The sequence below is a fragment of the Kitasatospora sp. NPDC059088 genome (genome assembly GCF_042738155.1).
GTDB lineage: Bacteria > Actinomycetota > Actinomycetes > Streptomycetales > Streptomycetaceae > Kitasatospora.
In genome coordinates, this window is record NZ_JBHYGR010000051.1 from 21258 (window position 1) to 47697 (window position 26440).

At 74.8% G+C, this 26440-nt stretch carries 24 protein-coding genes; 13 read left to right on the forward strand and 11 right to left on the reverse strand.

All coding sequences use genetic code 11. The features are described 5' to 3' along the window. Nucleotides 1-34 precede the first annotated feature (34 nt). The gene (locus ACFWXO_RS23075) at nt 35-1165 is read left to right on the forward strand and encodes a PLP-dependent cysteine synthase family protein (protein WP_375892372.1); all 1131 of its coding nucleotides are present in this window, start codon (nt 35-37) and stop codon (nt 1163-1165) included. A 101-nt stretch (nt 1166-1266) separates the two neighbouring features. On the opposite strand, the gene ACFWXO_RS23080 is transcribed toward ACFWXO_RS23075, so the two are convergent. From ACFWXO_RS23080 to mscL, 5 genes are all read right to left on the reverse strand, one after another. Further along, nucleotides 1267-1572 carry a DUF6191 domain-containing protein gene (locus ACFWXO_RS23080; protein WP_380525611.1) on the reverse strand — a complete coding sequence of 102 codons (306 nt, stop codon included), beginning with the start codon at nt 1570-1572 and terminating at the stop codon, nt 1267-1269. A gap of 65 nt (nt 1573-1637) precedes the next feature. Continuing rightward, nucleotides 1638-4091 (reverse strand): right-handed parallel beta-helix repeat-containing protein, encoded by a 2454-nt coding sequence (locus ACFWXO_RS23085; protein WP_375892368.1) that lies wholly within the window; start codon nt 4089-4091, stop codon nt 1638-1640. 297 nt (nt 4092-4388) lie between these two features. Further along, complete coding sequence (locus ACFWXO_RS23090) at nt 4389-5264, reverse strand: MOSC domain-containing protein (protein WP_380525612.1); 876 nt, start codon at nt 5262-5264, stop codon at nt 4389-4391. A gap of 262 nt (nt 5265-5526) precedes the next feature. Then, nucleotides 5527-6321 carry a DUF6643 family protein gene (locus tag ACFWXO_RS23095; RefSeq protein ID WP_375892364.1) on the reverse strand — a complete coding sequence of 265 codons (795 nt, stop codon included), beginning with the start codon at nt 6319-6321 and terminating at the stop codon, nt 5527-5529. Nucleotides 6322-6740: 419 nt separating this feature from the next. Beyond that, on the reverse strand, nt 6741-7187 hold the full coding sequence (gene mscL, locus ACFWXO_RS23100) for a large conductance mechanosensitive channel protein MscL (protein ID WP_375892363.1): 447 nt from the start codon (nt 7185-7187) through the stop codon (nt 6741-6743). Between the two features lie 498 nt (nt 7188-7685). Here mscL and ACFWXO_RS23105 point away from each other — a divergent pair, with 498 nt between their 5' ends. The 3 genes from ACFWXO_RS23105 (at nt 7686) to ACFWXO_RS23115 (ending at nt 10614) form a co-directional block, all read left to right on the forward strand. Next, nucleotides 7686-8888 carry a glycosyltransferase family 4 protein gene (locus ACFWXO_RS23105; RefSeq protein ID WP_380525613.1) on the forward strand — a complete coding sequence of 401 codons (1203 nt, stop codon included), beginning with the start codon at nt 7686-7688 and terminating at the stop codon, nt 8886-8888. A gap of 92 nt (nt 8889-8980) precedes the next feature. Then, entirely contained in the window at nt 8981-9673 is a 693-nt protein-coding gene (locus ACFWXO_RS23110) for a thiol:disulfide interchange protein DsbA/DsbL (RefSeq protein ID WP_380525614.1), read from the forward strand. Nucleotides 9674-9738: 65 nt separating this feature from the next. Continuing rightward, nucleotides 9739-10614, forward strand: a complete 876-nt coding sequence (locus tag ACFWXO_RS23115) for an alpha/beta fold hydrolase (RefSeq protein WP_380525615.1) — start codon at nt 9739-9741, stop codon at nt 10612-10614. Nucleotides 10615-10632: 18 nt separating this feature from the next. Here the strand turns inward: ACFWXO_RS23115 and ACFWXO_RS23120 are convergent, their stop codons facing one another. After that, nucleotides 10633-11379, reverse strand: coding sequence for an SAM-dependent methyltransferase (locus ACFWXO_RS23120; RefSeq protein ID WP_375892357.1), 747 nt, complete (start codon nt 11377-11379; stop codon nt 10633-10635). A gap of 91 nt (nt 11380-11470) precedes the next feature. Further along, the gene (locus tag ACFWXO_RS23125) at nt 11471-12619 is read right to left on the reverse strand and encodes a glycosyltransferase (protein ID WP_380525616.1); all 1149 of its coding nucleotides are present in this window, start codon (nt 12617-12619) and stop codon (nt 11471-11473) included. Between the two features lie 57 nt (nt 12620-12676). Here ACFWXO_RS23125 and ACFWXO_RS23130 point away from each other — a divergent pair, with 57 nt between their 5' ends. Further along, nucleotides 12677-13447 carry a glutamate racemase gene (locus ACFWXO_RS23130; RefSeq protein WP_380525617.1) on the forward strand — a complete coding sequence of 257 codons (771 nt, stop codon included), beginning with the start codon at nt 12677-12679 and terminating at the stop codon, nt 13445-13447. A gap of 558 nt (nt 13448-14005) precedes the next feature. On the opposite strand, the gene ACFWXO_RS23135 is transcribed toward ACFWXO_RS23130, so the two are convergent. After that, entirely contained in the window at nt 14006-15196 is a 1191-nt protein-coding gene (locus ACFWXO_RS23135) for a polysaccharide deacetylase family protein (protein ID WP_380525618.1), read from the reverse strand. 341 nt (nt 15197-15537) lie between these two features. On the opposite strand from ACFWXO_RS23135, the gene ACFWXO_RS23140 reads away from it, so the two are divergent. Beyond that, the gene (locus tag ACFWXO_RS23140; RefSeq protein ID WP_375892349.1) at nt 15538-15807 is read left to right on the forward strand and encodes a hypothetical protein; all 270 of its coding nucleotides are present in this window, start codon (nt 15538-15540) and stop codon (nt 15805-15807) included. Nucleotides 15808-16083: 276 nt separating this feature from the next. After that, entirely contained in the window at nt 16084-16572 is a 489-nt protein-coding gene (locus ACFWXO_RS23145) for an NUDIX domain-containing protein (RefSeq protein WP_380525619.1), read from the forward strand. A 53-nt stretch (nt 16573-16625) separates the two neighbouring features. On the opposite strand, the gene ACFWXO_RS23150 is transcribed toward ACFWXO_RS23145, so the two are convergent. Continuing rightward, nucleotides 16626-17165 (reverse strand): PTS-dependent dihydroxyacetone kinase phosphotransferase subunit DhaM, encoded by a 540-nt coding sequence (locus ACFWXO_RS23150; protein WP_380525620.1) that lies wholly within the window; start codon nt 17163-17165, stop codon nt 16626-16628. A 412-nt stretch (nt 17166-17577) separates the two neighbouring features. Here ACFWXO_RS23150 and ACFWXO_RS23155 point away from each other — a divergent pair, with 412 nt between their 5' ends. The 4 genes from ACFWXO_RS23155 (at nt 17578) to ACFWXO_RS23170 (ending at nt 20929) form a co-directional block, all read left to right on the forward strand. Beyond that, a complete protein-coding gene (locus ACFWXO_RS23155) occupies nt 17578-17766 on the forward strand; it encodes a DUF397 domain-containing protein (protein ID WP_360243590.1) in 189 nt (62 codons plus the stop codon). A 783-nt stretch (nt 17767-18549) separates the two neighbouring features. Further along, nucleotides 18550-19044 carry a hypothetical protein gene (locus ACFWXO_RS23160; protein ID WP_375892343.1) on the forward strand — a complete coding sequence of 165 codons (495 nt, stop codon included), beginning with the start codon at nt 18550-18552 and terminating at the stop codon, nt 19042-19044. 117 nt (nt 19045-19161) lie between these two features. Further along, complete coding sequence (locus ACFWXO_RS23165) at nt 19162-19245, forward strand: putative leader peptide (protein ID WP_375892426.1); 84 nt, start codon at nt 19162-19164, stop codon at nt 19243-19245. Between the two features lie 223 nt (nt 19246-19468). Further along, nucleotides 19469-20929: an acyl-CoA dehydrogenase family protein gene (locus ACFWXO_RS23170; RefSeq protein ID WP_380525621.1), complete on the forward strand. Its 1461-nt coding sequence runs from the start codon at nt 19469-19471 to the stop codon at nt 20927-20929. On the opposite strand, the gene ACFWXO_RS23175 is transcribed toward ACFWXO_RS23170, so the two are convergent. Continuing rightward, nucleotides 20872-22083 carry a phosphotransferase gene (locus ACFWXO_RS23175; RefSeq protein ID WP_380525622.1) on the reverse strand — a complete coding sequence of 404 codons (1212 nt, stop codon included), beginning with the start codon at nt 22081-22083 and terminating at the stop codon, nt 20872-20874. The two genes, ACFWXO_RS23170 and ACFWXO_RS23175, sit on opposite strands and share 58 nt — an antisense overlap. A gap of 469 nt (nt 22084-22552) precedes the next feature. Here ACFWXO_RS23175 and ACFWXO_RS23180 point away from each other — a divergent pair, with 469 nt between their 5' ends. Beyond that, on the forward strand, nt 22553-24034 hold the full coding sequence (locus ACFWXO_RS23180; protein ID WP_375892337.1) for a hypothetical protein: 1482 nt from the start codon (nt 22553-22555) through the stop codon (nt 24032-24034). Nucleotides 24035-24122: 88 nt separating this feature from the next. Here ACFWXO_RS23180 and ACFWXO_RS23185 read toward each other — a convergent pair whose 3' ends face one another. Next, nucleotides 24123-24626: a PAS domain-containing protein gene (locus tag ACFWXO_RS23185; RefSeq protein WP_380525623.1), complete on the reverse strand. Its 504-nt coding sequence runs from the start codon at nt 24624-24626 to the stop codon at nt 24123-24125. 287 nt (nt 24627-24913) lie between these two features. Here ACFWXO_RS23185 and ACFWXO_RS23190 point away from each other — a divergent pair, with 287 nt between their 5' ends. Further along, on the forward strand, nt 24914-26410 hold the full coding sequence (locus ACFWXO_RS23190) for a HEAT repeat domain-containing protein (RefSeq protein WP_380403461.1): 1497 nt from the start codon (nt 24914-24916) through the stop codon (nt 26408-26410). Nucleotides 26411-26440 lie beyond the last annotated feature (30 nt).

Here is a 26440-nt window from a genome sequence, read left to right on the forward strand (position 1 = left end):
GCAGCGGGGGGCCGCAACGAGGGAGTACGTGACCATGAGCACCCAGTCCGGTGGGATCGTCGGCATCGAGCCGACCGTCGACGTCGACCGCTCCGACCAGCAGTACCGCGACTGGCTCAAGGAGGCGGTGCGCAAGGTCCACGCCGACGCCAACCGCTCCGCCGACACTCACTTGCTGCGCTTCCCGCTGCCCGCCGAGTGGGGGATCGACCTCTACCTCAAGGACGAGTCCACCCACCCGACCGGCTCGCTCAAGCACCGGCTGGCCCGCTCGCTCTTCCTCTACGGGCTCTGCAACGGCTGGATCCGCCCCGGAAAGCCGGTGATCGAGGCCTCCAGCGGCTCCACCGCCGTCTCCGAGGCGTACTTCGCCCAGCTGATCGGGGTGCCGTTCATCGCCGTCATGGCCAAGAGCACCAGTCAGGCCAAGATCGACCTGATCGAGTTCCACGGCGGCGAGTGCCACCTGGTCGAGCGCTCGGACGAGGTCTACGAGGCCTCCGCGCGGCTCGCCGAGGAGACCGGCGGGCACTACATGGACCAGTTCACCTACGCCGAGCGGGCCACCGACTGGCGCGGCAACAACAACATCGCCGAGTCGGTCTTCGCCCAGCTGCGCCTGGAGCCGCACCCGGAGCCGGCCTGGATCGTGGCCACCGCGGGCACCGGCGGCACCTCGGCGACCATCGCCCGGTACGTGCACTACATGCAGTACGACACCCGGATCTGTGTCGCGGACCCGGAGAACTCCTGCTTCTTCGAGGGCTGGGTGAACCACGACCCGGACGCCGTCTGCGCGAGCGGCTCCCGGATCGAGGGCATCGGGCGGCCCCGGATGGAGCCGAGCTTCGTGCCCGGGGCGGTCGACCGGATGATGAAGGTGCCCGACGCCGCCTCGATCGCCGCGGTGCGGCTGCTGGAGCAGGTGCTCGGGAAGAAGGCCGGCGCCTCCACCGGGACGGGACTGTGGAGCGCGCTGCGGATCGTCGCGGAGATGCGGGCGGCCGGCCGGACGGGCAGCGTGGTCGGCCTGATCTGCGACCCGGGGGACCGCTACCTGGACAAGTACTACTCGGACGACTGGCTGGCCGGTGAGCGGATCGACATCGCCCCGTACCGGTCCGCCCTGGAGGACTTCCTGGCGGGCGGCGCCTGGACGGGCTGACGGGTCGTCGGCTGGCGGGTGACGACTGACAACTGACGGATGACAACTGACAGATAACAGATTTCAAAATCTGTTATCTGTCAGTTGTCATCCGTCGTCCGTCACCCGCCCGCACCCCGTCGGATCACGGCCCGGCCGCCCGCGAGGTCGATCCCGGTGCGCTTCGGTGCGCCGTCGTGCTCGTCGTCCCGCAGCACCAGCTCGACCCGGCGCTGCTCCAGCTGTGCCCGCTTGCCCGGGTAGAGCAGCGCGTGCAGCTCCTCCGTCGCGGTCGCACCGGCGCCGCGCCCGACCGGGGCGGCGTGCCGACTGCGCAGTCGCCGTACCACCGCGCCGAGGAAGAACAGCACCACCAGCCCGGCCGGTAACAGCAGTCCGCCCGCGGCGCCCGTCAGAAGCGTTTCCATGACCGGCCCAACGCCCCGTCGCCGACGGGGAGTTCCCGCACCGTCCCGCCGTCCCGCCGGCCGGCCTACGGCAGAGTTGCAGCCGGCAGGTCCGCCGGGACGAGCAGCTGCAGTTCCTCCGTGGACGGGTCGGCCAGCGAGGCCACCCGCACCGCGTGGCGCTCGACCATGGTCTCGAACACCTGCCGCGCGGTGCGCCCGTTGCCGAAGTTGGGGCCGCGCTCCAGCCCGCCGAAGTGGTCCAGCAGGGCGCCCTCGGCGGCCTCGGAGAGCGCGTACTCGTGCTCCGCGCACTGGGCCCGGGCGATCTCCAGGAGTTCGTCCGCCGTGTAGTCGGGAAAGGTGACGGTCCGTGAGAAGCGGGACGAGACACCGGGGTTGGCGGAGAGGAAGCGCTCCATCTCGGCGGTGTAGCCGGCCACGATCACGACCACCTCGTCCCGGTGGTCCTCCATCAGTTTGACCAGGGTGTCGATCGCCTCGCGCCCGAAGTCCCGGGCGCCGTCCTCGGGGGCGAGGGCGTACGCCTCGTCGATGAAGAGGACCCCGCCGCGGGCCCGGTCGAAGGCGGCGGCGGTGCGGATCGCGGTGGAGCCGATGTGCTCGCCGACGAGGTCGACCCGGGCCACCTCGACCAGGTGGCCGCGCTGGAGCACCCCGAGCGAGGCGAGGATCTCGCCGTACAGCCGGGCGACGGTGGTCTTGCCGGTGCCGGGGGCGCCGGTGAAGACCAGGTGGCGGCGGAGCGAGGGGGCCTTGAGGCCGGCCTGGCGGCGGCGCCGGCCGACCGAGATCAGGTCGATCAGCGTGCGCACCTCCTGCTTCACCGTGGCCAGGCCGACCAGCGAGTCCAGTTCGGCGAGCGCCTCGTCGGCCGGGCGGCAGTCCGGGATCGGCGCGATCGTGGCCGTCGCCGCGGCGGCGGAGCCCGCCACCGGGGAGGTCGAGAGGGCGGTCGACACCGGTGCCGCCGTGGCGTGTTGGGCGGGCCTCGGGGCGGGCAGCTCGGGCCGTCCGGCGGTGCCCGGGCCGGCCGGGGCGGGCGGGGCCACGTCGTCCGAGGTGCACCCCTCCGCGACCGGTCCGGGCTCGGAGAACTCGAAGCCGGCCCGTTCGTTCTGCTCCGCCCGGCAGCGGGTGAGCTGGGTGCGGCACCCGTCGATGATGTGGAAGCCGAAGCCCTTGCCGTGCGAGACCCGGCAGTCCTCGAAGGTGCCGCGGCCCTGGGCCGAGACGTACACCCCGGCGTCCGTGCTGGCCCGTACCGTGCACTCGCGCAGCACCGGGTCGGCGCCCTTGGTGACGATCACCCCGGTGGCGACGTCGGAGATCTCGCAGTCGGTGAGCAGTCCGCCGCTGCCGTGGTCGCGGAACCAGAGCCCGGTCCCGGCCTCCTGCACCTGGCAGGAGGCGAGCGTGACGGTGGCCCCGCCGCTGACCGAGACGGCCGAGCTGCGGATCCGGCTGAACGAGCAGCCCCGGGCGACGGCCGCGGAGTCCCGGTCGAGGACGAACAGCGCGTCCGGCAGGTCGTACAGCGAGCAGTCGGTGAGGGTCAGCCGGGCGCCGTCGCTGACCCACAGCGCCGGGTACTCACCGGTGGAGCCGTGGATCCGGCAGGACTCGGCGACCGCCTCGGTGCCCTGGTCCCAGACCGAGAGCGCGCCGCGCCCGAAGTCCCGCACGGTGCTGTTGGAGAGGCGGAGTTTGGCGCGGCCGCGCAGGTCGGCGCCGTTCTCCGGCAGGTCGTGCACCCGGCAGCCGGTGAGCACCAGTTCGGCCTCGCCGTCCAGGGTCAGGCCGTTGCCGGTGACCCGGTGGATGTCGCAGTCGACCAGCCGCCCGCCGGCCTGGGCCTCGGCCTGCACGCCGCTGCCGCGGATCTCGTAGATCTCGCAGCCGGTGAGCTCCGCGGCGCTGCCCGGGTCGGAGAGCAGCACGCCGGCGCCGGAGGCGTGGTGGATCCGGCAGCGGTCGAGGGCGGCGGTCGCCCCGCCGAGCACGGCGAGCCCGGCCTGGCCGGCCGCGGCGACCTCGCAGTCCTCGAAGGCGGCGGCGGTGCCCTCGCCGCGCAGCCGCAGCCCGAGGCCGCCGGGGTTGGCGACCACGCAGCCGCGCAGGGTCGGGCGGGCGCCGCCGCCGATCTCGACCCCGGTGGCGGAGCGGGTCTCGATCCGGCAGCCGCTGAACGCGGGCGTCGCCTGCGCTCCGGTGACCAGGACGGCCGGGGCGGAGCTGTCGCCGCCCTCGACCACCAGGTCGCGCACGGTCGCGGCGGCGGTGACGGTGATCGCCACCCCGGAGGCCGGTTCGATCCGGACGGTGCCCGGGCCCTGGGCCGCAACGATCGTCACCGGCTTGTCCAGCAGCACGTTCTCCCGGAAGGTGCCGGGCCGGACGGTCACGGTGTCGCCCGGCTCGGCGGCGGCCAGGGCCTCCGCGAGCGTGTCGTACTCGCCCGCGCGGCGGCGCCAGCGGGATGCGCTGTCCTGGGTGACCCGGACCCTGTGCTCAGCCATGACGATCTGTCGTCCCCACCTTCGTCGTGCCGGCGATCAACGGGCCGTGGGCGCGGGGGTGCGCGGGCCGTCCGCCCACCGTAGCGCGCCCGGACGGGTGATCCGTCCGTCCGTCCGGACCGGCCGGTGCGCCCGCCCGGGGCCGCTCGGCACGGGCGGGCACCGGGGGCGCCCACCGCGGCCACAGGTTCCGACCACTTGCTTCAACGAGCGCGCACAGCCGGAGTTCCGTGCCGGCGGGCCGGAGGCCGCGCTCCGGGCAGGGCGCGGGAGTCGGGGCAGGGCGCGGTGGTGGCGTCAGCGCTGGTCGGGGGACCAGTGCGCCCCGTCCTCCAGGACCTCGACGTCGTCGCCGAGGCGCAGCGTCCCCAGCACGTCGCCCTCGACACCGGCCGGGCGCTCGGGGATCAGGTTCTGTCCGAACGCGGCCCTCCGCAGCAGCCGGTGGTGCCGGGCCAGGGTGCGCAGCGGCTCGGGGCCGCGCCGCTCGCCGCTCTCCTGGTCGGTGGTGGTGACCACGCAGCGGCCGCAGGGCTTGACCACCTGGAAGGTGAGCGCGCCGATCCGGATCCGGCGCCAGCCGTCCTCGGCCCAGGGCTCGGAGCCGGCGACCACCACGTTGGGGCGGAAACGTTCCATCGGCAGGGTCTCGTGGCCGTCCGGGTGCTCGGCGGCGATCAGTTCGTTGAGCCGCTCCAGCGAGCCGGTGGCGGTGAGCAGCAGCGGGAAGCCGTCGGCCATCGAGACGGTGTCGCCGGGCCGGCCGTACTCCGGGTCGACGGGCCGGGCGCGCGGGTCGTCCAGGTGCACCAGGCGGTAGTCGCCGAGGCGGTCGGCGATCCACTCGTGGGCGTCCTTGGCGGCCTCGACGGCGCGGAAGCGGGTGCCCCAGACCTCGACCTCGGCGATCGGGTCGCCGGCGTCGGCGGCGGGCGCGGCGACCTCGATCCGGGAGCCGTCGGGGGCGGTCAGCGCGAGTGCGCCGTCCGGCAGCAGGTCGACCCGGACCTGTCCGAGGGCGGCGTTCTCGCGCTGGCTGACGAAGCGTCCGGTGGGGTCGGCGAGCATCCAGCGGCGGTCTCCGGCCAGACCCCAGGGATGGACCGCGGCGCTGTCGGGGCTCAGGCGGTACATCGACTTGACGGGGTAGACGTGGAGTCCGGTGAGGTGCATCCCTCCATCCTGCCAGCAGCGATCGGGGCGGACGCGGCTGCCCCGGGGCGCTTCGCGACCGCTGCGGACCGGTGGGGGAGCACCGGTCCGGGACCTCTCCCGGCCCCCGTACGCGCACGGACCGCCCGGTACGCCGTGGGGGGCGTTCCGGGCGGTCCGTGGATGACCCGTTCTCCGTTCGCCCGGCGTTCGGGGGGCGCCGGGTGGTGCTCAGGTGGTGCGGGTGGTGGCCGGTGGGGGCGGCCCCGTGGTGTGCTCGGGCTCAGTACCCCTGGCCCTGCGGCTGGTAGCCGCCCTGCTGGTAGCCGCCGGGCTCGCCGTACGGGCCGGGGCGCTGCGGCTGCATCGGGCGGACCGGCGCGACCGGCGCCATGGCCGGGCGCAGCTGGGCGCCGCCGAAGCTCTGGTCGCCGCCCTGGCCCTGGAAGCCGGGGCCGGCCGGGTTCTGGCCGCCGAAGGACTGCTGGCCGCCGAAGCCCTGCGGACCGCCCTGCGGGCCGCCGGGCTGGCCCTGGCCGAAACCGGCCGGTCCGCCGGTCGGCTGCGCGCCGAAGGTCTGCTGCCCGCCCTGGCCGATGAAGGTGTTCTGGCCGCCGAAGCTCTGGCCGCCGGTCGGCTGGTAGCCACCGCCGGCGGTCTGCGCGAAGGTCGGGGCGGCGGGCTGCGGTCGCTGGTACGGCTGGGGGGCGCCGTAACCGGGGACGGGCGGCTGCGGCGCGGAGGCGTACGCGGGCGCGGGCTGCGCCGGGATGTACGCCGTGGCCGGGCCGGCGGAGGGGCCGCTGCTCGGGCCGGGGCCCAGGGCGAGGCGGGCGGGCGGCAGCGCGGGGAGGTTGCTGCCGGCACTCTCGTACCCGTTGCCGTACCGGTTCTCGTAGGACTGGCCGAGGCCGGATCCGTAACCGGAGGACAGCGCCGGGGGCAGGGCCGCCGGCACGTTGATGGGTGCGATCTGGGGGACGCCGCGCTCAGCCACGAGGCTGTCGTAGATCGGCGTGCCGGAGGAGAAGGACGGAGAGGGGTAGCCGACTCCGTCGTAGGAGCGGGGCGAGGTCATGGGGCATACGGTAAGCCCACAATGCGCCTGCTGAGGAGAGCGGGAGGGGGAGCAGTTCGAGTGTTTACACAGTCTTCGCCCGCACAAAGGTTTCGAAAGTAGGAAGAACGGACATACCGGCGTTCAGTTCCGGACAGCCCTGGCACCCCGTCAGTGATCGAACAGCACCCGGACGCAGCCCCCGCAAGGCCTTGCGGTGACGGGCCGATGGCCGTTCGGGGACGCTGTGGAGAAACTTTTGCGGACAGGGCGTGCGCCGGCGCATTCGAGCCCCCGCCGACGGTCCGGCGGAGGCTCGTGAATGTTTGGGGAATAAATTTCCCGTCAGCGCCCACAGCGGGCGTTCCGGGCGCGGTCCGGTACCGGTTTGGGCGCGGTCCGGTAGCGGTCCGACCGCCGTCCGGATGCCATCCGGGGCGTCAGTGCGACTGTAGCGCCTGGGACTGCGCGGGCAGACCGGGTCGGGCGGCCACCTCGCTGGTGCAGAAGGAGCAGCGGGTCGCGGCGGCCGGGATCGAGCTCAGGCACTCCGGGCAGTCGGCCTTGGCGGCCGGCGCCGAGGCCTTCTCGAAGCGGTCCTGCAACTTGCCGACCGGCACCACCACGGCGAAGTAGATGAGCGCGCTGACCAGCACGAACCCGATCAGCGCGTTGACGAAGAGGCCGTACGGGAACTTGGTGCCGCCCACCTCGAAGGTCTTCTGGGTGAAGTCGCCGACCGCGCCGGTGGCGACCCCGATCAACGGGGTGAGGAAGGCGCTGACGAACCCGGTGACGACGGCGGTGAAGGCCGCGCCGATCACGATGCCGACCGCGAGGTCCACCACGTTGCCGCGCAGCAGGAAGCTGCGGAATCCCTTGAACACCGGGTGACTCCAAATCCGAACGGGGAAGGGGGAGATGGGGCAGAACGGCGGGCGCCCCGGCCGGACATCCTGCCGACCGGCGCGGGCCGAGGTCCAACCGCGTTCACCCGATCCGCGTAACCGGTCGGCGGCCCGGAGCGGGCACGCCCGGGCGGGGCACGGGCCCTGCGCGTACCGGCCGTCCGGCCGCCCGCGGCCCGAGGTTGACCCGTTGGGGTGACGCTTGGGTGCGCGCCGCTGCCGTGACCGCCGGTGCGGCCCCCGGTGCGGCCCCCGACGCGGCGCCGGCGGCGTGAGCCGGTCCCCGACGCGGCGTGCGGGGGAGCGGAGGGCGGCCCTGCGGAGCGGCGGGGGGCGAGGCGGGGCGCACGGCGGTCGCAACCGGCGCACGACGGCGGGTCCTCAGCGCACACCGGGTGTACGGGCGCGGGCGCACGGGCCACCACCAGGTTGCGCGAAGGGGCTGTACCGCGCCGGGCGCTGTGCCAAGGTCGGTCCATGCCCGACCCTACGGCGGCCGATTCGGCCGGAGCCCGCCCGCGCGTCCTGCACCTGATCAGCGACGAACGCCGGGGCGGCGCCCAGAACTTCGCCCGTGACCTCCACCGGGAACTGCGCCGCCGGGGCCAGGCCTCCGCGCTGTGCGCGCTCGCCCCGCACCCGGCCGTACCACCCGCCCGACCGGGCGCGGGCGCGGCCGGGGTGTGCACCGCGGGGACGGTCGTCCCGGGGACCTGCGGCGAGGGCTGCCCCGACACCGCCCGGCCGCGCGCCGCCGCCGTGCTCGGCCCCGGCCGCCTGCGCCCGAGCACCCTGTGGGCGCTGCGCTCCGCCGCCCGCGCCGCCGACGTGGTGCTCGCCCACGGCTCCGACACCCTGGCCGCCTGCGCCCTCGCCCTGGCCGGCACCCCCACCCCCTTCGTCTACGTCTCGGTCGGCCACCCCCGCTACTGGACCGCCAACCGGCTGCGCAGACTGCGCGGGGGCGCCCTGATGCACCGTGCCGCGGCCGTCACCACGCTCACCGACGAGGCGCGCGAGGTGCTGGAGGGACAGTTCGAACTGCCCGGCGGCAAGGTCCGGGTGATCCCCAACTCCCGTGCGGCCGAGAGCTATCCGCCCGCCGACGGCCGGGACGACCGGCGTGCCGCCCGGCACGCCCTGGGCCTGCCCGCCGACGTCCTGCTGGTCGCCTGGATCGGTGCGATAGCTCCCGAGAAGCGGCTCGACCTCGCCCTCGACGTGCTCGACCGGCTGCCCGACGTCCGGATGGCCGTCGCCGGGGACGGCCCGCTGCTGGAGGCCCTGGCGCGCCACCCGGCCGCCGCCCGCGCCCACTTCCTCGGCCCGCTGCCCGACCCGGCCCCGCTCTACCGGGCCGCGGACGCACTGCTGCTCACCAGCGACAGCGAGGGAGTGCCCGGGGCGCTGATCGAGGCGGCGCTGGCCGGGGTGCCCGCCGTGGCCACCGACGTCGGCTGGGTGCGCGAGGTGGTCCGGGACGGTGCCACCGGAGCGCTGGTCGCCCCCGGGGACCCGCTCGCGCTGGCCGAGGCGCTGGCCAAGGTGCTGGCCTGCAACCGTGCGGGCCTCGGCGCCGCGGCCCGGGCGCACGCGCTGGAGCACTTCGAACTGGGCGCGGTGGTGGACGACTGGCAGCGGCTGGTCGCCGAGGTGTGGGCGGGCGGCCCGCCGAGCTGAGCCGCGGCCCGGCTACGCCGTTCGGGCGAATCCGGGCCCGCCGCCCCGTACCGACTCGCCGGTAACGGGGCGTCGGCACCACACTGCCCGGTGTGAACTCGAAGTCGCTGCTGCGGTCCGCCGTCCTGCTCGCCATCGCCGCCGGGATCGCCGTGTCGCCCGTCCAGGCCGGTGCGGTGGCCCACCGATCCCCCTCCGAGGGAGCGCAGTTCGTCAAGCTCGACCACCCGCAGCCGGTGCGCGAGGACACCCGCACCGAGGCGGTCGAGTTCTTCTGGTACGACTGCGGCCACTCCCAGGCGCTGGAGCAGCCGCTGGAGGCCTGGGCCGAGAAGCACCGCTCCGACGTCGCGCTCCGCCGGGTCCCGGCGATCTGGCCGGGCGGTTCGGACGAGGGCGTGCAGCGCGCCCACGCCCGGCTGTACTACACCGTGGAGCGCCTCGGGCTGGTCGACCGGCTCCAGGTCAGCGCGTTCCGCTCGATCCACACCGACCACGCCGACCTCGCCACCGAGGCCGCCGCCACCGACTGGGCGGTGCGCCACGGCGTCGACGCCCAGCGCTTCCGTACGGCCTACCGCTCCGCCGAGGTGGGGCGGTCGGTGGACGACGCGGCCGCCCAGTTCGTCCGTTACGGCATCAACGAGCTCCCGACGGTGGTCGTCCAGGGCGAGTACCGGACCTCGCCGACCAAGGCCGGCGGCGTCGAGGCGATGCCCGAGGTGCTCGACTACCTGGTGCAGCAGGAGCAGGTGAAGGGCCACCGGACCCCGATCGGCGGGTGACTTCTGGTCAGCTCGCTCCCGCACAGGCCTATGCCTAACCGTTCAGATGCGCTTTAATGGTTAGCATGAGCGAGCTGACGATCCCCCAGGTCCACCACCACCACGTCGACCTCGACGGTCTGCGCGTCTTCTACCGCGAAACCGGCCCGGCCGACGCCCCCGTCCTCCTGCTGCTGCACGGCTTCCCCTCCGCCTCCCACCAGTACGCCCGGCTGCTCGACGCGCTCGGCACCCGCTACCGCCTGATAGCCCCCGACTACCCCGGCTTCGGTCACAGCGACAGCCCCTCGCCGGAGACCTTCCCGTACCGCTTCGACACCCTCGCCGACGTCATCGAGCGCTTCTGCCTCGCCCTCGGCCTGGACCGCTTCGCGCTCTACGTCTTCGACTTCGGCGCCCCCGTCGGCCTGCGGCTGGCCACCCGCCGACCGGAGTGGATCACCGGCCTGGTGGTCCAGAACGGCAACGCCTACGAGGAGGGACTCTCCGACCAGGCGAAGGGGTTCATCGCCAACCGGCGCGGCGTCCCCGGCGCCGAGGAGGCCGCCCGCTCGATCCTCACCCTGGACGTCACCCGCAGCCAGTACGAGGGCGGCACCACCGACCCGAGCCTGGTCGCCCCCGACGGCTGGACCCTCGACCAGCACTTCCTCGACCTGCCCGGCCGCAAGGACATCCAGGTCGAGCTCGCCCTCGACTACTTCTCCAACGTCGAGCTCTACCCGGCCTGGCAGGCCTGGCTGCGCGCCGAGCAGCCGCCCACGCTGGTGATCTGGGGGCGCAACGACCCGTTCTTCACCGAGGCCGGCGCCCGCGCCTACCTGCGCGACCTGCCCGGGGCCGAACTGCACGTCCTGGACACCGGGCACTTCGCCCTGGAGGAGAAGCTGCCCGAAATCGCCCCGCTGATCGACGACTTCCTCGCCAGGACGCAGAAGTAGCGCCTTCGGAAGGGGAGTTCAGCCCCGGCGCAGCAGGTAGCTGACGAAGCCGAGCGTCCCCCGGTAGCCGTGCAGCCATCCGGTGCGGTGCGCGTCCGCGGCCTCGCGGGCGGCCGCCGCGTCCGGGTCCTCCGGGTGATCCAGTGCCCACTCGGCCAGCGAACCCGTCCAGGAGAACTCGTAGTCGTCCCACTCGCGCACCGAGCTGACGTGCCCGTACACCGGTGTCCAACCCGCCGCGAGCACCCGGTCGGTGGTCGTCGCGAGGTCCGCGAAGTCCTCCGGGACGGCGCCCAGTCCGTCCAGCGCGGCCCGGGACGGCTCCCGCTCCCAGAACCCCTCGCCGACCAGCAACCGCCCACCGGGAGCGAGCAGTTCGCGGGCCGCCGCGAGCGTGGGCAGCAGTCCGTCGAAGGCGTGGGTGGAGCCCACGCACAGCACCAGGTCGAAGGGCTCGCGGTCGGTGAACTCCCGGGCGTCCCGGTGGTGCAGGCCGATCCGGCGCACCACGCCGAGCGCCGTCGCCGCCTCCCTCGCCCGGGTCAGCGCCGCGGCGTCCACGTCCACCCCCACCGCCCGCCAGCCCGGCCGCGCGGCCAGCGCCCGCAGCAGCCAGGCGCCCTCCCCGCAGCCGAGGTCCAGCACCCGGCCGCTGTCCTGCCCGCCCAGCGCGCGCTCCAGCAGCCGGGACACCGAGCCGTCCGACAGGGGCGCCGCGATCGGGCGGTGGGCATGGGCGAGCCGGGAGATCCGCTGACGGTCCATCCGAGCAGTATGGGCCCCGACCGGCCCGCCGCGCCGCCCTTTTCCGCCTCGGGGATCGCCTCGGGAATCGCCTCTGGGCTCACCTCGCGACTCACCTCCCGGAGTACGTCCGGCCCTTCCAGGCCGCGCCCCGGCCGCGCCAGTGCTGCACCGCCGAGTCCACCGTCATCAGCAGGTACAGCGAAGCGGTGAACGGCAGCAGCAGCACGGCCACGGCCGGCTGCCCGTAGTACCGGACCATCGGCAGATAGGTGCCCGCCATCAACGCCCAGGCCGCCCCGCCCGCCGCCGCCACCCACGGCGCCCCCGCCACCAGCCCGGCCACCAGCGCCACCGGCGGCACCAGGTACACCAGCGCCAGCCCCAGCACCGTCCCCAGCAGCAACAGCGGCGAGTGCCGCAACTGGGCGTACGCGCTGCGCGACACCATCCGCCACAACTGCTCCAGCCGCGGGTACGGGCGGACGCTGTCCACCTCCTCGGCCAGGCCCAGCCAGGTGCGCCCGCCCGAGGACTTCACCGACCGGGCCAGCGAGACGTCGTCGATCACCGCGCCCCGGATGCCCGCCACCCCGCCCGCCCGCTCCAGCGCCTCCCGCCGCACCAGCGAACAGCCGCCCGCCGCGGCCGCCGTCCGCGCACCCGGGCGGTTGCTCCGGCGAAAGGGGTACAGCTGGGCGAAGAAGTACACGAAGGCCGGCACGACCAGCCGCTCCCAGCCGGTCTCCACCCGCAGCCGGGCCATCTGCGACACCAGGTCCAGCCCGTTCGACTCGGCCGCGGCCACCAGCTCGGCCAGCGAGTCCGGGCCGTGCGCGATGTCCGCGTCCGTCAGCAGCAGGTACTGGACGTCCGGGCCGGCCAGCTCCACCCCGTGCCGCAGCGCCCACAGCTTGCCCGTCCAGCCCTCGGGCAGCGGGGGAGGGGTGGTGACCGTCAGCTCCAGTCCGTCCAGCGTCCGCAGCTCCGCCGCCACCGCGCCGGTGCCGTCCGAACTGTGGTCGTCCACCAGGATCACCCGCGCCCGACCCGGGTACTTCTGCGCCAGCAGCGTCGGCAGGCTCACCGGCAGCACGGCTGCCTCGTCCCGGGCCGGCACCACGATCGCCGCCTCCGGCCAGCGGGCCGGCGGACGGCGCGGCGGCAGCCGGACGTCGGTGCGCCAGAACGAACCGTGGCAGCACGCCAGCCAGAGCCAGACCAGCAGGGAGAACGCGGCGATCCACAGCAGCACGGTCACCCCGGCAGTCTGCCGCAGAACCGGCGGCGAGGGGTGGATCGACTAAAGTCTTGCCTCGTGAAGATCGCACTGATGGACTCCGGAATCGGCCTGCTGGCCGCCGCCGCCGCGATCCGGGAGCTGCGCCCGGACGCCGACCTGGTGCTGTCCTCCAACCCGGCCTCGATGCCGTGGGGGCCCCGCACGCCCGAAGAGGTCACCGAGCTGGCCCTCGGCTGCTGCCGGGCCGCGGCCGCCCTCGGCCCCGACGCCCTGGTGATCGCCTGCAACACGGCCTCGGTCCACGCCCTCGACACGCTGCGCGCCGAACTCGAACCCGGACTGCCCGTCATCGGCACCGTCCCGGCGATCAAGCCCGCCGCCGCCCTCGGCGGCCGGGTCGCGATCTGGGCCACCCCCGCCACCACCGGCAGCGCCTACCAGCGCGGGCTGATCCGTGACTTCGGCGGCACCGCCGAGGTCACCGAGGTCGCCTGCCCCGGCCTGGCGGACGCGGTCGAGCACGGCGACGACGCCGCCATCACCGCGGCCGTCGCCGACGCGGCCGCCCGCACCCCGGAGGGCACCGACGTGGTGGTGCTCGGCTGCACCCACTACGAACTGGTGGCCGACCGCATCCGCGCGGCCGTCGCCCCCACCGCCGCCCCGGGCCTGATCCTCCACGGCTCCGCCGAGGCCGTCGCCGCCCAGGCCCTCCGCCGCGTCGCCGACCCCACCCGCATCGGCAGCGGCACCCTCACCGTCCTCCACGCCGGCGCCCCCGCCACCCTCCCCCCCGCCGCCACCCTCTACCCCCAGGGCCTCACCCTCACCCCGGTCCCCGCCTGACCCCAGCGCCCCGGGGACCGCACCCGGTGACCCACCCCCGCGCGGCCCCTGCGGCGCTCCCGCGCACGGAAAGTCGGCCCGTCCGACTTCCCGCTCCGCAGCGCCCTGGCCCGAATCCGAGTATCGGGGTGGCAATTCCATCCCGCCGGCGCCCGGCATGTCTCGATCCGATCCGTTGCTGCGCCGCCCATCGGCACCCGTACAGGAAGTCGGTCGGGCCGACTTCTCCTGCGTCAGGGCCCGCCGGTGAGGGGGCCGGGGCGATTGCCGGCGCGGTCCCGTGCTCCAAGGCCGCCAAGCCCCCACGATCGCGTGCCGCACGGAAGGTCGGCCTGGCCGACTTCTCATGGGGAGGAGGGCCCGACCTCGAGGAGTCGGGGCGGGCAGAGACCCTTCCTCCTGGCGTAGCAAGTCGGCCTGGCCGACTTCCGGTGCGTGGGGTGGTGCCGTTCGGGCAGGGAGCCTGCCTGGGAGGCAGGGCGGGGTGCGTCCCGGAGCCCCGCGCCGCGCCGCGCGGGGAGTCGCCCGGGTCGACCTCCCGCGCGGCGGTGTCGCTGGTCAGGCCACCTCTTGGCGGCGCCAGCGGCGGTAGGCGGGTTCGAGGCCGGAGAGGATGGTGTCGAAGCGGCGGATGCTGGTGGTGGAGTCGACCTGGAGGCGGCTGATCTGGAGCGGGTGGGAGGGGAGCCGGGGGCCGAGGCGGTGGTCGGAGAGGAAGCCGAGCCGGTAGCCGAGCTCCTGCAGGACGGTTTCGGCACGGGGGTCGTGGCCGCCGTCGGGGTAGGCGAAGGCGGTGGGGGGTTCGCCGAGCCAGTGGGTCAGGGCTTCGTGGGCGCCGGTGATCTCGGCGCGGACGGTGGCGTCGTCGCAGCGGCCGAGGCACGGGTGCCCCTGGGTGTGGTTGCCGATGGCGACCCCGCCGTCCCGCAGGGCGAGCAGGTCGGCCGGGGTGAGCTGTTCCTGGCGGGGCGGCCGGCGGTCGGCACTGACCCGTAGTTCGTGCAGGCTGCGGCGCCGGTCCGGGTCGGGCATGGCCTTGAGCCGGGGGAGCAGCTGGGAGGGGTGGCCGCAGTCGAGTGAGCGGGCGCGGCCGCCGTGGCGGGCGAGGAAGTCGGCCTCGTGCCACCAGAAGGGGCGTTCGGTGCCGATGAGTTCGGAGATGACGAAGGCGGTGGCGGGGATGCCACGGGCGTCGAGGGCGGGCAGGGCGTGGGTGAGGACGCTCCGGTCGGCGTCGTCGAAGGTGACCAGGACGCTGCGCGGCGGCAGCGGCCGCCGCTCCGTGACGGCCTGGAGGACGGCCTCCAGCGAGACGGGGGTGGCGAGCCGTCGGAGCCGGTCGAGCTGGGCGCCGAAGGAGCGGTGGTCGGTCACCCCGTGGTAGGCGAGGACGGCGAGGCGCTGGGCGGCCCGGGCCCGGAACAGCGGTTGTACGGGGGCGAACCGCAGCCATTCGCCCCGTGCGTCCTGCTGTTCCTTCGCGGTGTGCTGTGCGTCTGCCTGCTTCGTCTCCAGGTGTTGGGTGTCGAGGCGTCTGGCGGCGAGCCGGGTCGGGTCGAGCAGGGTCGGGTCGATCCGCACCGTTTCGAGCCGACCCGCGTCGAGGCGCTTGGTCTCGACGGCCGGTCGGGGTCGGCCGGCGCCGTGGTGGTCGGACGCGCAGCCGGTGGTGGGTGGGAGGGGGCGCAGGCCGGGCCGGGGCCTGGCGCGTGCAGTGGCGGTCGATGGGGTGGACTGGGTCTGCGGCAACGGTTCCCCCTTGGTCGCCGAGCGGCGTGGCGGTACCGCCGGAGGACGGAGCCCGGCCTCCGGCTCCAGGGGGCGGCGGCTCCGCTCCCTGGGTATTCCGGTTCTCGGTGGGGGGTTCTCTCCCGTCCCGTGAACGGCTCCTGGATCACTCGATGCCATTGAGACCGCTGCACCGGACGGATGGTTGTACCGGGGGGACGAGGATTTTTCGTGGACTGATTGTGGAGCCCGTACACGCGTGAGCAGGCCAGGGGCACCCCCGCGGGGCTGCTCGCGCAGGGTGTCCGGGCCCTCACTCCCTGCGGGCTGCCTCGGGGGCCCGCCCGGGGTACCTTGGGCTCATGGCAGATGCGGACCGTGATCACTTCCACCTGCACGGCGCGACCCGTTGGAACCGCGCGTGCAGCGGCGGAGCCCTGGTCACCCACCGGATTCCGCTGACGGCGGCGGGTGTGGCCTGTCTCGTGCTGGGCATCGTGGTGGCCGTGATCGTTCCGGACAGTGACGGTCCGGCGTGGGCGATGGCGGTGGCCGGCTGCTTGGCGGCGGGGGTCCTGCTGCTCGGCCGGATCGCCTTCGGGGTGGTCCGGCGGCGGGGTGCCGCGCTCTGACGGAGCCCTCGGGGTCACTCCGTCGGACGTCCGATCGGATGGTCCGGCGTGAGCCGATCAACTTTTCAACAGATGCATTAACAGATAGAGCGAATTTGGTCAGAACGACCGAATTTCATCTCATCGGACAATCCCGCACCCCCTTCTCCCGCAATTCCGGGTGACACCCCCTTCCCCCCTCTCCGGTGAATGCGTTCCCGCGGCCCCGACCGCCCCGAGCCGCTGGTGGCGGTGACGGCCGGAGGCCCGAGCGGCGGGCTGGATAGGCTGCGTCGCATGGCGATCCCTCCCTTCCTCCTCGAACTCCGCTCCCTCGTGGGCCACCGTCCGCTCTGGCTGAGCGCCGTCGCCGCCGTCGTCGTGGACGACTGGGGGCGGGTGCTGCTCGCCCGCCGGGCCGACGACGGCCGGTGGGCGTCGGTCGGCGGCATCCTCGATCCCGGCGAGCAGCCCGCCGACGGCGTGGTGCGCGAGTGCCTGGAGGAGACCGGCGTGGAGGTCGTGCCCGAGCTGCTCGCCTCGACCACGGTCACCCCTCCGGTCCACTACCCCAACGGCGACGTGACCCAGTACCTGGTGCTGACCTTCCGCTGCCGGGCCGTCGGCGGCGAGGCCCGGGTGAACGACGACGAGTCGCTGGAGGTGGGCTGGTTCGGGCTGGACGAGCTGCCGCCGATGCTCGACTTCGAGCACGACCGGCTGCGCCACGCGCTGGAGTGCCAAGGCCCGGCGGTCTTCACCTGGGAGGGCCGGGAGCGCCCGTAGCGGGCCCGGCGGCGCTACGTCCCGGTGGCGGCTCTCAGCCCACCCGACGGATCTCAGCCTTTGTGCTGCCGGTAGGCCTCCTCCGCGGCGTCGAGCACCGCGGCCAGGTCCCCGCCCGCCGTGGCGGTCGCGGTGGCGGCCACCGCGCCCTCCACGAACGGCGCGTTCGCGAAGCGGACCGGGAACGGCAGGCCGTGCTCGTCGGCGTCCGAGAGCAGGGCCCGCACGGTGGTGACGGCTCCGCCCAGGTCGGCGAGCACCACCACGCCGTGGCCCTGGTCGACCCGCCGGGTGGCGGCGGCCACCAGGACCGCGCTGATGCCCGGTCCGTCCGCCGGGTCGCCGCCCGTCGCGGCGACCGGCGCGGGGGAGTCGGATCCGGTCAGCGCGAGTGCCAGGGAGCGTACGGCGGTGGCCAGTTCCTGGCTGTGCGAGACCAGGACGATCCCGACCCGGCCGTGCGCGGCCGTCCGCGCCGGGGTGGGGCGGGGCAGCGGGGTGGGCGAGGGCGGGGTGCGGGGGGCCGGCGGGTGGGCCGAGGGAGCGTCGGAGATGGGGATGACGTCGGCGCGGGTGCCGTCCCGGCGGCTCATCGGCTGCTCCCTGGGGCGAGGTGGAGGTTGGGGTGGTGAAACGGGGCGCGGGCGGGACCGTACGCGCCCTGGCAGCACTCTGGCAGCTGCCCGCGGCCCGGTCCGGCGGGACACGCCCCACCGGGCCCCGACCGCTCCTCCGCGGGCCCTTCGCCGATCCACCGGCCCCGCGCGGCGGAGGCGCGGCAGAACACGCGGTCGAGGCATGGCAGGAGACCCGGCCGAGGCGTGGCGCAGACGTGGGGGTGACCTCGCCAACCCGCTGACCGGGGCCGGTGGCTGTGGTTAGGCTGGCGCTGGAATGCCGTCGGGAGGAGATCGGTCAGTGGCAGTCAACAGCGGTACGGACACCGGGGCGAGCACCGGGACGGTCGGCGCCGAGCCGGAGCTCGCGCGGAACGGGAAGCCGAAGGTGGACTTCACCGGGGCCGAGTGGCTGTGCAGCAGCCAGGGCGTCGGGGACGTCCAGATCGCGTTCGTGGACGGGTACATCGGGATGCGGGACGGCCGTCAGGAGGACGGGCCGGTCCTGGTCTTCACCCCGGCCGAGTGGCGGGCCTTCGTGCTCGGCGCCCGGGACGGCGAGTTCGACCTCACCTGATCGTCCGCGCCGTCCGGGCGCACCCGCGGAGCGGTCCGAGCTGCAGGGAGAAGTGCGGCGTCCGGGTCCGCTCCGTCGGTGCGTCCGGGGCGGGTGGGTCGCTGATTCCGGTACCGAACATCACAACTGATGATCTTTTGAGCGTGCCCCGTCAGAATTTCTGTTGACTGTTAGACAAACGCAGCTCAGAGTATGAGCACAGGCAGACGCCGTGCCCACCGCCCCCACGCGGCCAGACACGGCGCCTGCTGTTGCGGCCCGGCAGCACTGCCAGGCCATACCTCCCAGTCATCCCCTGCGCACCGGGGTGCGTCGGCCGGTCCCGGCCCACGAGGGGCCGGCAGTCGCCGGGAGGCTGGCACCACCGCCGAGAGCGACTCGACGGACGGCACCGTTTGCTCGGGACCCGCACGCCCCCACGCGGCGGCGTCCCGAGCAGATCCACGGGAGCGACGGGCCGGGGCCCCGCGGATCTGGCTCTTGTTGCACGGAACTGCAGTGGAACTGTTGGCTTGTGTGTTCGTGCTGTGTGCGACGACGAAGCTGGGTGCTCGGCAGTTCGGCACGACGAGTGCACAGTGAGGGATACGCGTGTAGGGCCGCGTTGCGACATGCCGTCCCCCCGGAGGGTGAAACCCAGAACGGCTGTCGTGCTGAACCGAACGTAGCCCGGACGGTTGCTCAGAGTCAACATTGGTCTCTGAGCGTCGACCTCCCGCCCGCCCCCCGTCGGCGTCCCACCCGCCTCGCGAGTGTGGTGTGCCGGACACGTACGATGTTCCCATGTCTTTTCTCCGCCGTCGCTCCGGACAGCCCGCCGGCCCGGACTTCGACGTGCTCGCGATGGACCCGGGTGACTGGCCCGGTGACTTCGGTGCGGCCATGATGACCGGCCCGGACGGCTCCTGCCAGGGGATTTTCCTGCGCTACGACCTGTTCGGCGGCAGAGGCCCGGCGATGTTCATCGGCAACCTCCCCGAGGGTTCGCCCGCCCGGGACACCGGCGACGAGGTGCCCTTCGAGGTGCGGCAGCTGCTCGCGGCGCTGGAGAACGACGAGCCGGTCGAGTTCGCCTCGGCCGAGGACTTCCCGGTGATGCTCGGGGACGACCTGCTGATCGTGAAGAAGGTCAAGGTCAGCGAGGAGCGCGTGTTCTGCGCCCAGTTCGGCCGCAGCGACGGGGTGCTCGTCACCATCGCGTCGTGGGACCGACCGATTTCGGACGACCTGTATCAGCTGTTGAAGCCGCTGCCGGCCGACATGTTCCAGCAGGGCTGATTCCGGCGGGGCCGATTCCGGCACGGCCGACCGTGCCCGCCCGCGGCCCGGTCGGGGCCCGGCCAGGGCTCGGACGCTGCTTGACGGTATCGATCACCGGTTCGTACAGTCGCGAACATGCCGTGCCGTCTCCCGCTGTTGACCCGTCGCAGGCATCTGGACCTGTGCCGGACTGCCGGCGCGGTGTGTCCGGGCCGCTGAGGGGGGATCTCGCCCCCGTGGCGGCGGGTGGCCGACCGGACCGGGTCGGCGCCGAGACCGGGGGGCGGGCCGCGGGCCGGCCTCCGGGGCCGCCGGCCCGTTCGCGCGCCCGTACGGCGTGCCGTCCGCACCCGCTGAGCCCATGCTGCCGCCCGGAGGCACCAGCCCCATGACGACCATCGCCGCCAACGATCGTTCACCGAACGATCGTCCCCGAACCGATTTGTCGGATTCCGGCCATCCCGCCCCTTCCGCCCCGCCCGCGCGCCCGGCGTCCCCCGCCCGGCCCTCCCGCCCCGCGGCGCCCACGGCACCCGTCCCGCCCGCTCCCGCCGCTGCCACCCCTCCCACCGCGACCGCCGCCACCGCCGAGCCCGACCGCTCGGCGGTCGAGGCCGCGCTGGCCGGCCTGCCCCGGGTGGTCGACCTGCTCGCCGCCCGCGCCGAGGAGCACGACCGCGACGCGACCTTCCCGTACCAGGGCATCGAGGCGGTGCACGAGGCCGGGCTGCTCACCCTGACGGTCTCCCAGCGGTACGGCGGACCGGGCGGGACGCTCGCCGACACCGTCCGGGTGCTGGCCCAACTCGGCCGCGGGGACGCCTCGGTGGCCGTGGTCACCGCCTTCACCCTGCTCCAGCACGCCGAGCAGGCCCGCCGCGCGAGCTGGCCGGCGGCCGGCTACCGGCGGCTGCTGACCGAGTCCCGGCGCGGGCCCGCGCTGGTCAACACGCTGCGGGCGGAGCCCGGCGGCCGGCCGGACGAGCCGCTCGGGACGGTGGCCCGACGGGACGACGAGGGCTGGCTGCTGACCGGCCGCAAGACGTACTGCACCGGCGCCGAGGCACTCGCCTGGATGGCCGTCACCGCGCGGACCGACGAACCCGAGCCGCGGGTCGGCACCTTCCTGGTTCGCGGGGAGAGCGAGGGCCTGGAGATCGACCCCACCTGGGACCAGCTCGGCCTGCGGGCCAGCGCCAGCCACGACGTCGTCCTCGACGCGGTGCGGGTCCCGCTCGAACTCGGGCTCGGGCTGCGCACGCCCGGCCGGGAGGACGCGCAGGAGGCCGAACTCGCCCGCGCCTGGCACGACCTGGCCCTCGCCGCGGTGGCGGTCGGGGTCGCCCGGGCCGCCGAGGCCTGGCTGGTCCGTTTCCTGAACCAGCGCACTCCGGCCAATCTCACCGAGCCGCTCGGCACCCTGCCGCGCTACCGCGCCGGGCTCGGCGAGATCGACGCCCAGCTGATCGGCGCCGAGGAACTGCTGTACGGCCTGGCCCCCCGGGTGGACCGGGGCGAGGCGGACGCGGTGGCCCGGACCGGACCGGCCCACCTGCTGGCCACCCGGGCCGCCACCGCGGCCGTCCAGCAGGCCGTCGCGCTCACCGGCAACCCGGGACTGAGCCGGCGTCACCCGCTGGAGCGCTACCTGCGGGACGTGCTCAGCAGCCGGGTGCACCTGGCGCCCGAGGAGGCGGTGCTGGACGCCGCCGGCCGGGGGGGGGGGGGGGCGGGGGGGGGGGGCCGGGGCGCCCGGGGGGGGGGCCGGGCCGCGCCCCCCCCCGCCGGCGGGGGGGCCCCGCCCGCCCCGCGGCCCCCCGGGGGGCGGGGGGTCGGCGGAGGTGGTCAGCGGGTACCGACCGCCGCCCGGACCGCGCGGCGGGCCAGCGCGGCGTCGTCGTAGAGCCGGCGGATCATGATCCGCTGCTCCTCGCCGGCGCCCGGCACGTCGTACAGCCGGATCTCCCGCATCAGCACCAGCACCAGGTTGACCAGGAACGCGTCCCGGGCCATGGTGCCGCCGCTCTGGGCGAGTTGGCTGATCTGGCGGCGGGCGGCGGTGTCGCCGGAGAGCACGCCCCAGAGCACCGCCAGGTCGTAGCCCGGCAGGTACCAGCCGGCCTGCTCCCAGTCGACCAGCACCGGCCCGGACGGCGCCAGCAGCATGTTGCTGAGCAGCGCGTCGCCGTGGCACAGCTGCAGCGGGGTGTTGCCCAGGCCGTGCAGCAGGCCGCGCAGGTCGCCGGCGTCCCGGTCGGTGAGCTGGCCCACCGAGTGGTAGCGGGCGATCTCCAACTGGTAGTCCAGGCGCGGCTGGAACACGTCGCTCGGCGGCCGCCAGAGGTTCAGCGTCCGGACCGCGCCGAGCAGCGCGCGGACCTCGCCCGGGGTGGGCGCGTTGACCGGGTGGCGCTCCCGGGCGGCCGGGCGGCCGGGGATCCGCTCCATGACCAGCACGCACCGGTCGTGGTCGGCCGCGACCAGCCGGGGCAGCCGCACCGGCGGGCGGTGCCGGACGAACGCCCGGTAGACCGCGACCTCGTGGTGGAAGTCGGCCACCAGCTGCTCGAAGTACTCACTCCGCACCGCCTGCGGCGCCAGGCACTTGGCGACCACCGGCGCCCGCCCGATGGTGCCCGCCACCAGGATGTGGCGGCTGCCCTCGCGCAGGACCTGGCGCGGGGTGAACGCCGGACATATCCGCGCGATGCTCCCCAGCGCGGCCCGCACCGACGGGGTCTGCAGCGCCGCCGGGTCGATCCGCTCGGGCCCGAGCGGCTGGCCGGGGCGCCGGGTGCGCAGCACCTGGCCGTCGGCCTGCCGGGCCAGCGGGAGGCGGTGGCCGGCCGGGGGGACGGCCTCGGGGGTGCGCAGTCCCAGCGCCGTGCGGCCGACCGGGACGCGGGCGTCCGCGGCCCGGCCCTCGGTGCCCCGCGGGGCCACCGGACGGCTCGCCGGGGGCACCTGCCGGGGCCCCGGACGGCCGGTGGCTGCGGTGGGGGGGCGCAGCGCGGTGCGGCTCGCGGTCGGCGTGGGGGTCGTCGCTGAGGAGTACATGGGCTGAGGGTGGTCCCTTCCGGTCCGTCTGCGGGTTCGCCCCGCGGGGCGGGGGAGGGCTGGTGCCGCGTGCTTCCTGGCGTGACGGCGGCCCTGCTTCGGTGGGTGGTGCGCGGGCGCCGGGCACGGACGAGGGGTCAGGAACCCCTGTTCGACGGCGTCCCGGTCGTCCGCACCCTGGGGAATGCGGTCGGCCGGACTGCCGCGGCCGTGCCCGGCGCCCCCGCGCCACCCGGCCGCGCCACCCCCTCGGGTGAGGACCGGGAGCGTCCCGTGCCACGGTCGGGGGACTGCCCCGACGCTGGTGGGACGCCGCCCGACCCGAGGGGCGAGGTGGCGCATCCCTACAACACACCCGTCGGGCACTGGCTTAGTAGTCTGGCGGGCCCTGGCGAACGGTGGCGAATGCTCGCCTGGCACTTGCCGGAGCCTCTAGCCTCGGAGGTGCCGAGGAACCTGGGGGCTTCATTTGAGCAGGGAACCCAACACCCGACTCGCCGATCTGTTCGTCCTGACCGGATGGTCCAAGGGCGAACTGGCCCGGCTGGTCAACCGTCGGGGTGCCGCGATGGGTCAGCAGCAGCTGTCCACCGACACGTCGAGGGTACGGCGGTGGATCGAGCAGGGGGAGATCCCGCGCGATCCGGTGCCGAGGGTGCTGGCGGCCGTGTTCACGGAGCGGCTCGGACGTGTCGTCACCACTGAGGACCTCGGTCTGGAACGACACCGGCCCACCAGGTCCGGAGCGGAGCCGTCCGCAGCAGTCCCGTGGTCGCCGGATCGAACAGCCGCGGTCCTCACCGAGTTCACGGGAATGGACCTCATGCTGAACCGACGTGGATTGGTGGGCGCCGGAGCCGCGCTCACGGCCGGGGCGGTCGTCGCCGACTCCCTCAAGGGCTGGCTGGGCGGGGACGCGGTCGCGTACGCGGCCTCCCTGCCGGGCCCGCGCCAGGTGGTCACCGGGGGCGGCGCGCGCCCGGTGGTCGACGTGTACGACGCGGGCCCGGTCGGGCTCGACGAGGTGGAGTCGCTGGAGCGCTCGGTGCAGGTGTTCCGGGCCTGGGACGCCGCGCGCGGCGGCGGGCTCCAGCGCAAGGCGGTGGTCGGCCAGCTCAACGAGGTCGGCGGCCTGTTGACGCACCGGCACGCCCCGGTGGTGGAGCAGCGGTTGTGGCTGGTCGCGGCCAACCTGGCGGTGCTGGCCGGCTGGATGTCGCACGACGTGGGCCTGGAGCCCACCGCCCAGAAGTACTTCATGATGGCGGCCGAGGCCGCCAAGGAGGCCGGTGACCGGCCGCGGGCCGGCGAGGCGATCTCCCGGGCGGCCCGGCAGATGGTGCACCTCGGCCGGGCCGACGACGCGATCGAACTGATGTCGGCGGCCAAGGCGGGCGGCGGCCTGCTGCTGCCCAGAGCGCGGGCGATGTTCAACACCGTCGAGGCCTGGGCGCACGCCTCGATCGGGCACTCCCAGGACACCTACCGGCTGCTCGGCGAGGCGGAGGACCTCTTCACCGAGGACGCGCCGGAGCCGCCGCCGACCTGGATGCAGGTCTTCGACGAGGCCGAGCTGCGCGGCATGCAGGCGCTGGTGCTGCGCACCCTGGCCGAGCACGACCCGGCGGCGGCCCCGCGGGCCCGGCGGCACGCGGAGCGGGTGATCACCCTGCGGGAGGGCACCGGGCAGCTGCGGTCGGCGCTGTTCGACCGGATCACCCTGGCCTCGGTGCACTGGATCACCGGGGAGCCGGACGCGGCGGAGTTCCAGGCCAAGATGGTGATGAACCTGATCGGCCAGAACTCCTCGCACCGGACCTGGGACCGGCTGCGGGAGATGTACCGGCTGACCGCCCGGTACCGGGGGCTGCCGGTGGTGGACGAGCTGCGGGCGCAGCTCGGGCGGGAGCTGCGGGCGGCGGACGCGAAGAACCGGCCGCGGCCGTCGTGAGACGGGCGGCCGGTCCGGGGTCGGAGCGGCACGGGGCCGGTCGGGCAGGGCGCGAGCGGGAAAGGCTCGGCCGGGAAGGGCCCGGGGTTCAGGTCGGCGGGGCCGGCCGGAGCAGCATCCGCAGCGCGGTGACGGTGCCGTCGGCGTCGAGCACGGGCTCGCCCGCGCACTCGACGTGGTCGTGCCGTCCGCCGGGGCGTCGGATCCGCAGGGTGCCGGCGGCCGGACGGCCGTGCACCAGGGCGTCGGTCATCATCCGCCGCAGCAGCGGCCGGTCCGCCTCGGGGAGGCGGTCGGGCAGCCGGTCCAGGCTGAGCGGGCCGCGGCCCGGGTCGCAGCCGAGGAGGAGGTAGGTCGCCTGGTCCCAGCGGACTCCGTCGGTCAGCAGGTCCCACTCGGCCGAGCCGACGGGCCGGTCCTCGCCGGGGCCGCCGCCGAGGTGGGGCCCGGACGGCTCCTGCGCCGTGCCGTCCACTCTGCCGTCCGTTCCGCTGTCGGAGCCGTCGTCGGCGTTGCCGTCCGCGCCCGCCCGGACGCCGTCCACCACCGTGGCGGTGTCCGGCGGGCGGGCGGTGCCTGAGGACATGTTCATGACGGGTCCATCGCTCGGTGTGTCCCCCCGTGTGCGGGGTGTCGTGGTGGTGAGAAGACTGTCGCACAGCGTTCCGGGCGGTGTGGGCGATTTGGACAGAACGCAGGCAAAGTTCCCCTGGCATATGCCACTGTGGCAGCGGCCTTCGTCGCCCTGTGTGCGGAAGGGGGTCCGAGGCGGTAACCTTCGGTGATTCCGGCGCCCGGGCGCCCACCGCAGTACCGACCAGAGACCCCGGCGACGGAAATCCCGTTGCCACTACGACCGCCGCAACGGATGCTGACCTCATGTTCGAGCCAGTGATAGCACCTAGCGCCAGCCTCCTTGGCCTCCTGCAACGAGGCCGTGGTGACGGGCAGCTCCATGCGCTGGCCGCCGACCGTGCCGAGGCCATCGCCGCGCTGGAGGAATGCGTCACCAGGGATCCGCGGGCCGACTGGCAGGTCGAGAGCCGCTCCCTCTACTACGCACGCCTCTACATGGAGCTGGAGGCCTCCCTCGAGGGCATCGAGGACCACCTCCACTCCGCCGAGGACCTCGTCAGCGACGACGAGAGCCGCACCGGCCTCGCCCTCTCCGTCCTGGGCCACCTCGCCGCCTACGGCCGGCGCGACGCGCTGCTGATGCTGCGCGAGTACGCCGCCACGGGCGCCAACTGGGCCTGGGCCCTCGACGAACTCGCCCTGCGCGACGACGACCGGGGCCTGCTGCTGCTCGGGACGGCCGTGCTGGACCGGTTCCCGCCGGGCCCGGAGGGCGACGCCGAGCTGCGCGACTTCATCCGCAACGCCTACGAACCCAGGCCCTGGCGGCTCTGGGCGGCCTACCACCCGAGAGTGGCCGCCGCCGCCGAGCAGTCGCCCTTCGACCTCTGGCAGCGCCAGCTCAACCGCGGTGGCGTCACCCCGGGCTGGTCCACCGCCGACGTCCTGGCCTGGGCCGACCAGGGCCAGCTGGGCGACCTCGGCGCCGGTGCCTTCCTGAGCCGCCCCGAGCCCGTGCGCACCGACGAGGACCGCTCCGGCCCCGACGCGGTGGACCGCCGGGCCGCCGCGGCCGCCCGCTGTCTGACCGCCGTGGTCCGCCCCGAGGACCGTCCGCTCCTGCTGGAGGCCGCCCGGGACGGCCTGCCCGGCGCCCGGCGGGCCGCCCTGCGCTACCTGGTCGACCAGCGTGACCGGGCCGCCCTCGAACTGATCGAGGCCGCCGCAGCTGACGTGGACGACCGGATCGTCCGGGCCGCGTTGGAGCTGCTCGGCCGGATGCGCGGCCCCGAGGTGCTGGCGCAGGCCCGCCGCTGGGCCGACCCGGCCAGCGGGGGCGCCGACAGCGCGCTGGGCGAGACCGCCGTGCGCCTGCTCGCCGACGCGGGCGAGCCGGCCGACGCCCCGCTGGTGGTCGCCGGTCTGCGCCGCTGGATCTCCGTGCACGGGGTCAGCGGTACCGGGCTCGGGTCCCTGGTCGACGGTGCGGGGCGGCTGGCCGCCGCCGACGCCGTCCCGGTCCTGCGCCACGTCTACGGGGAGGCCGCCTCCTCCGAACTGCGCGGCCGCGCCGCCCGGGCGCTCGCCGTGACCGATGTGCGCTTCCCCGAGGGGCCCGCCGTCGAGTGCCTCTGGGACTGCGAGGAGTCCACCCGCGAGCTCGCCGCGCGCCATGTCGCCACCACCGGCGACGCGCGTGTGCTGGAGCGACTGCGCAGGCTCGCCGCCGACCCGGCCGAGGAGGCCGAGGTCCACGCCGCCGTCCGCGGCCGGCTGACCGCCCGGGAGCCCGGGCGGTAGGTCCGTCCGGCACCGGGTGGGCCGGGGCAC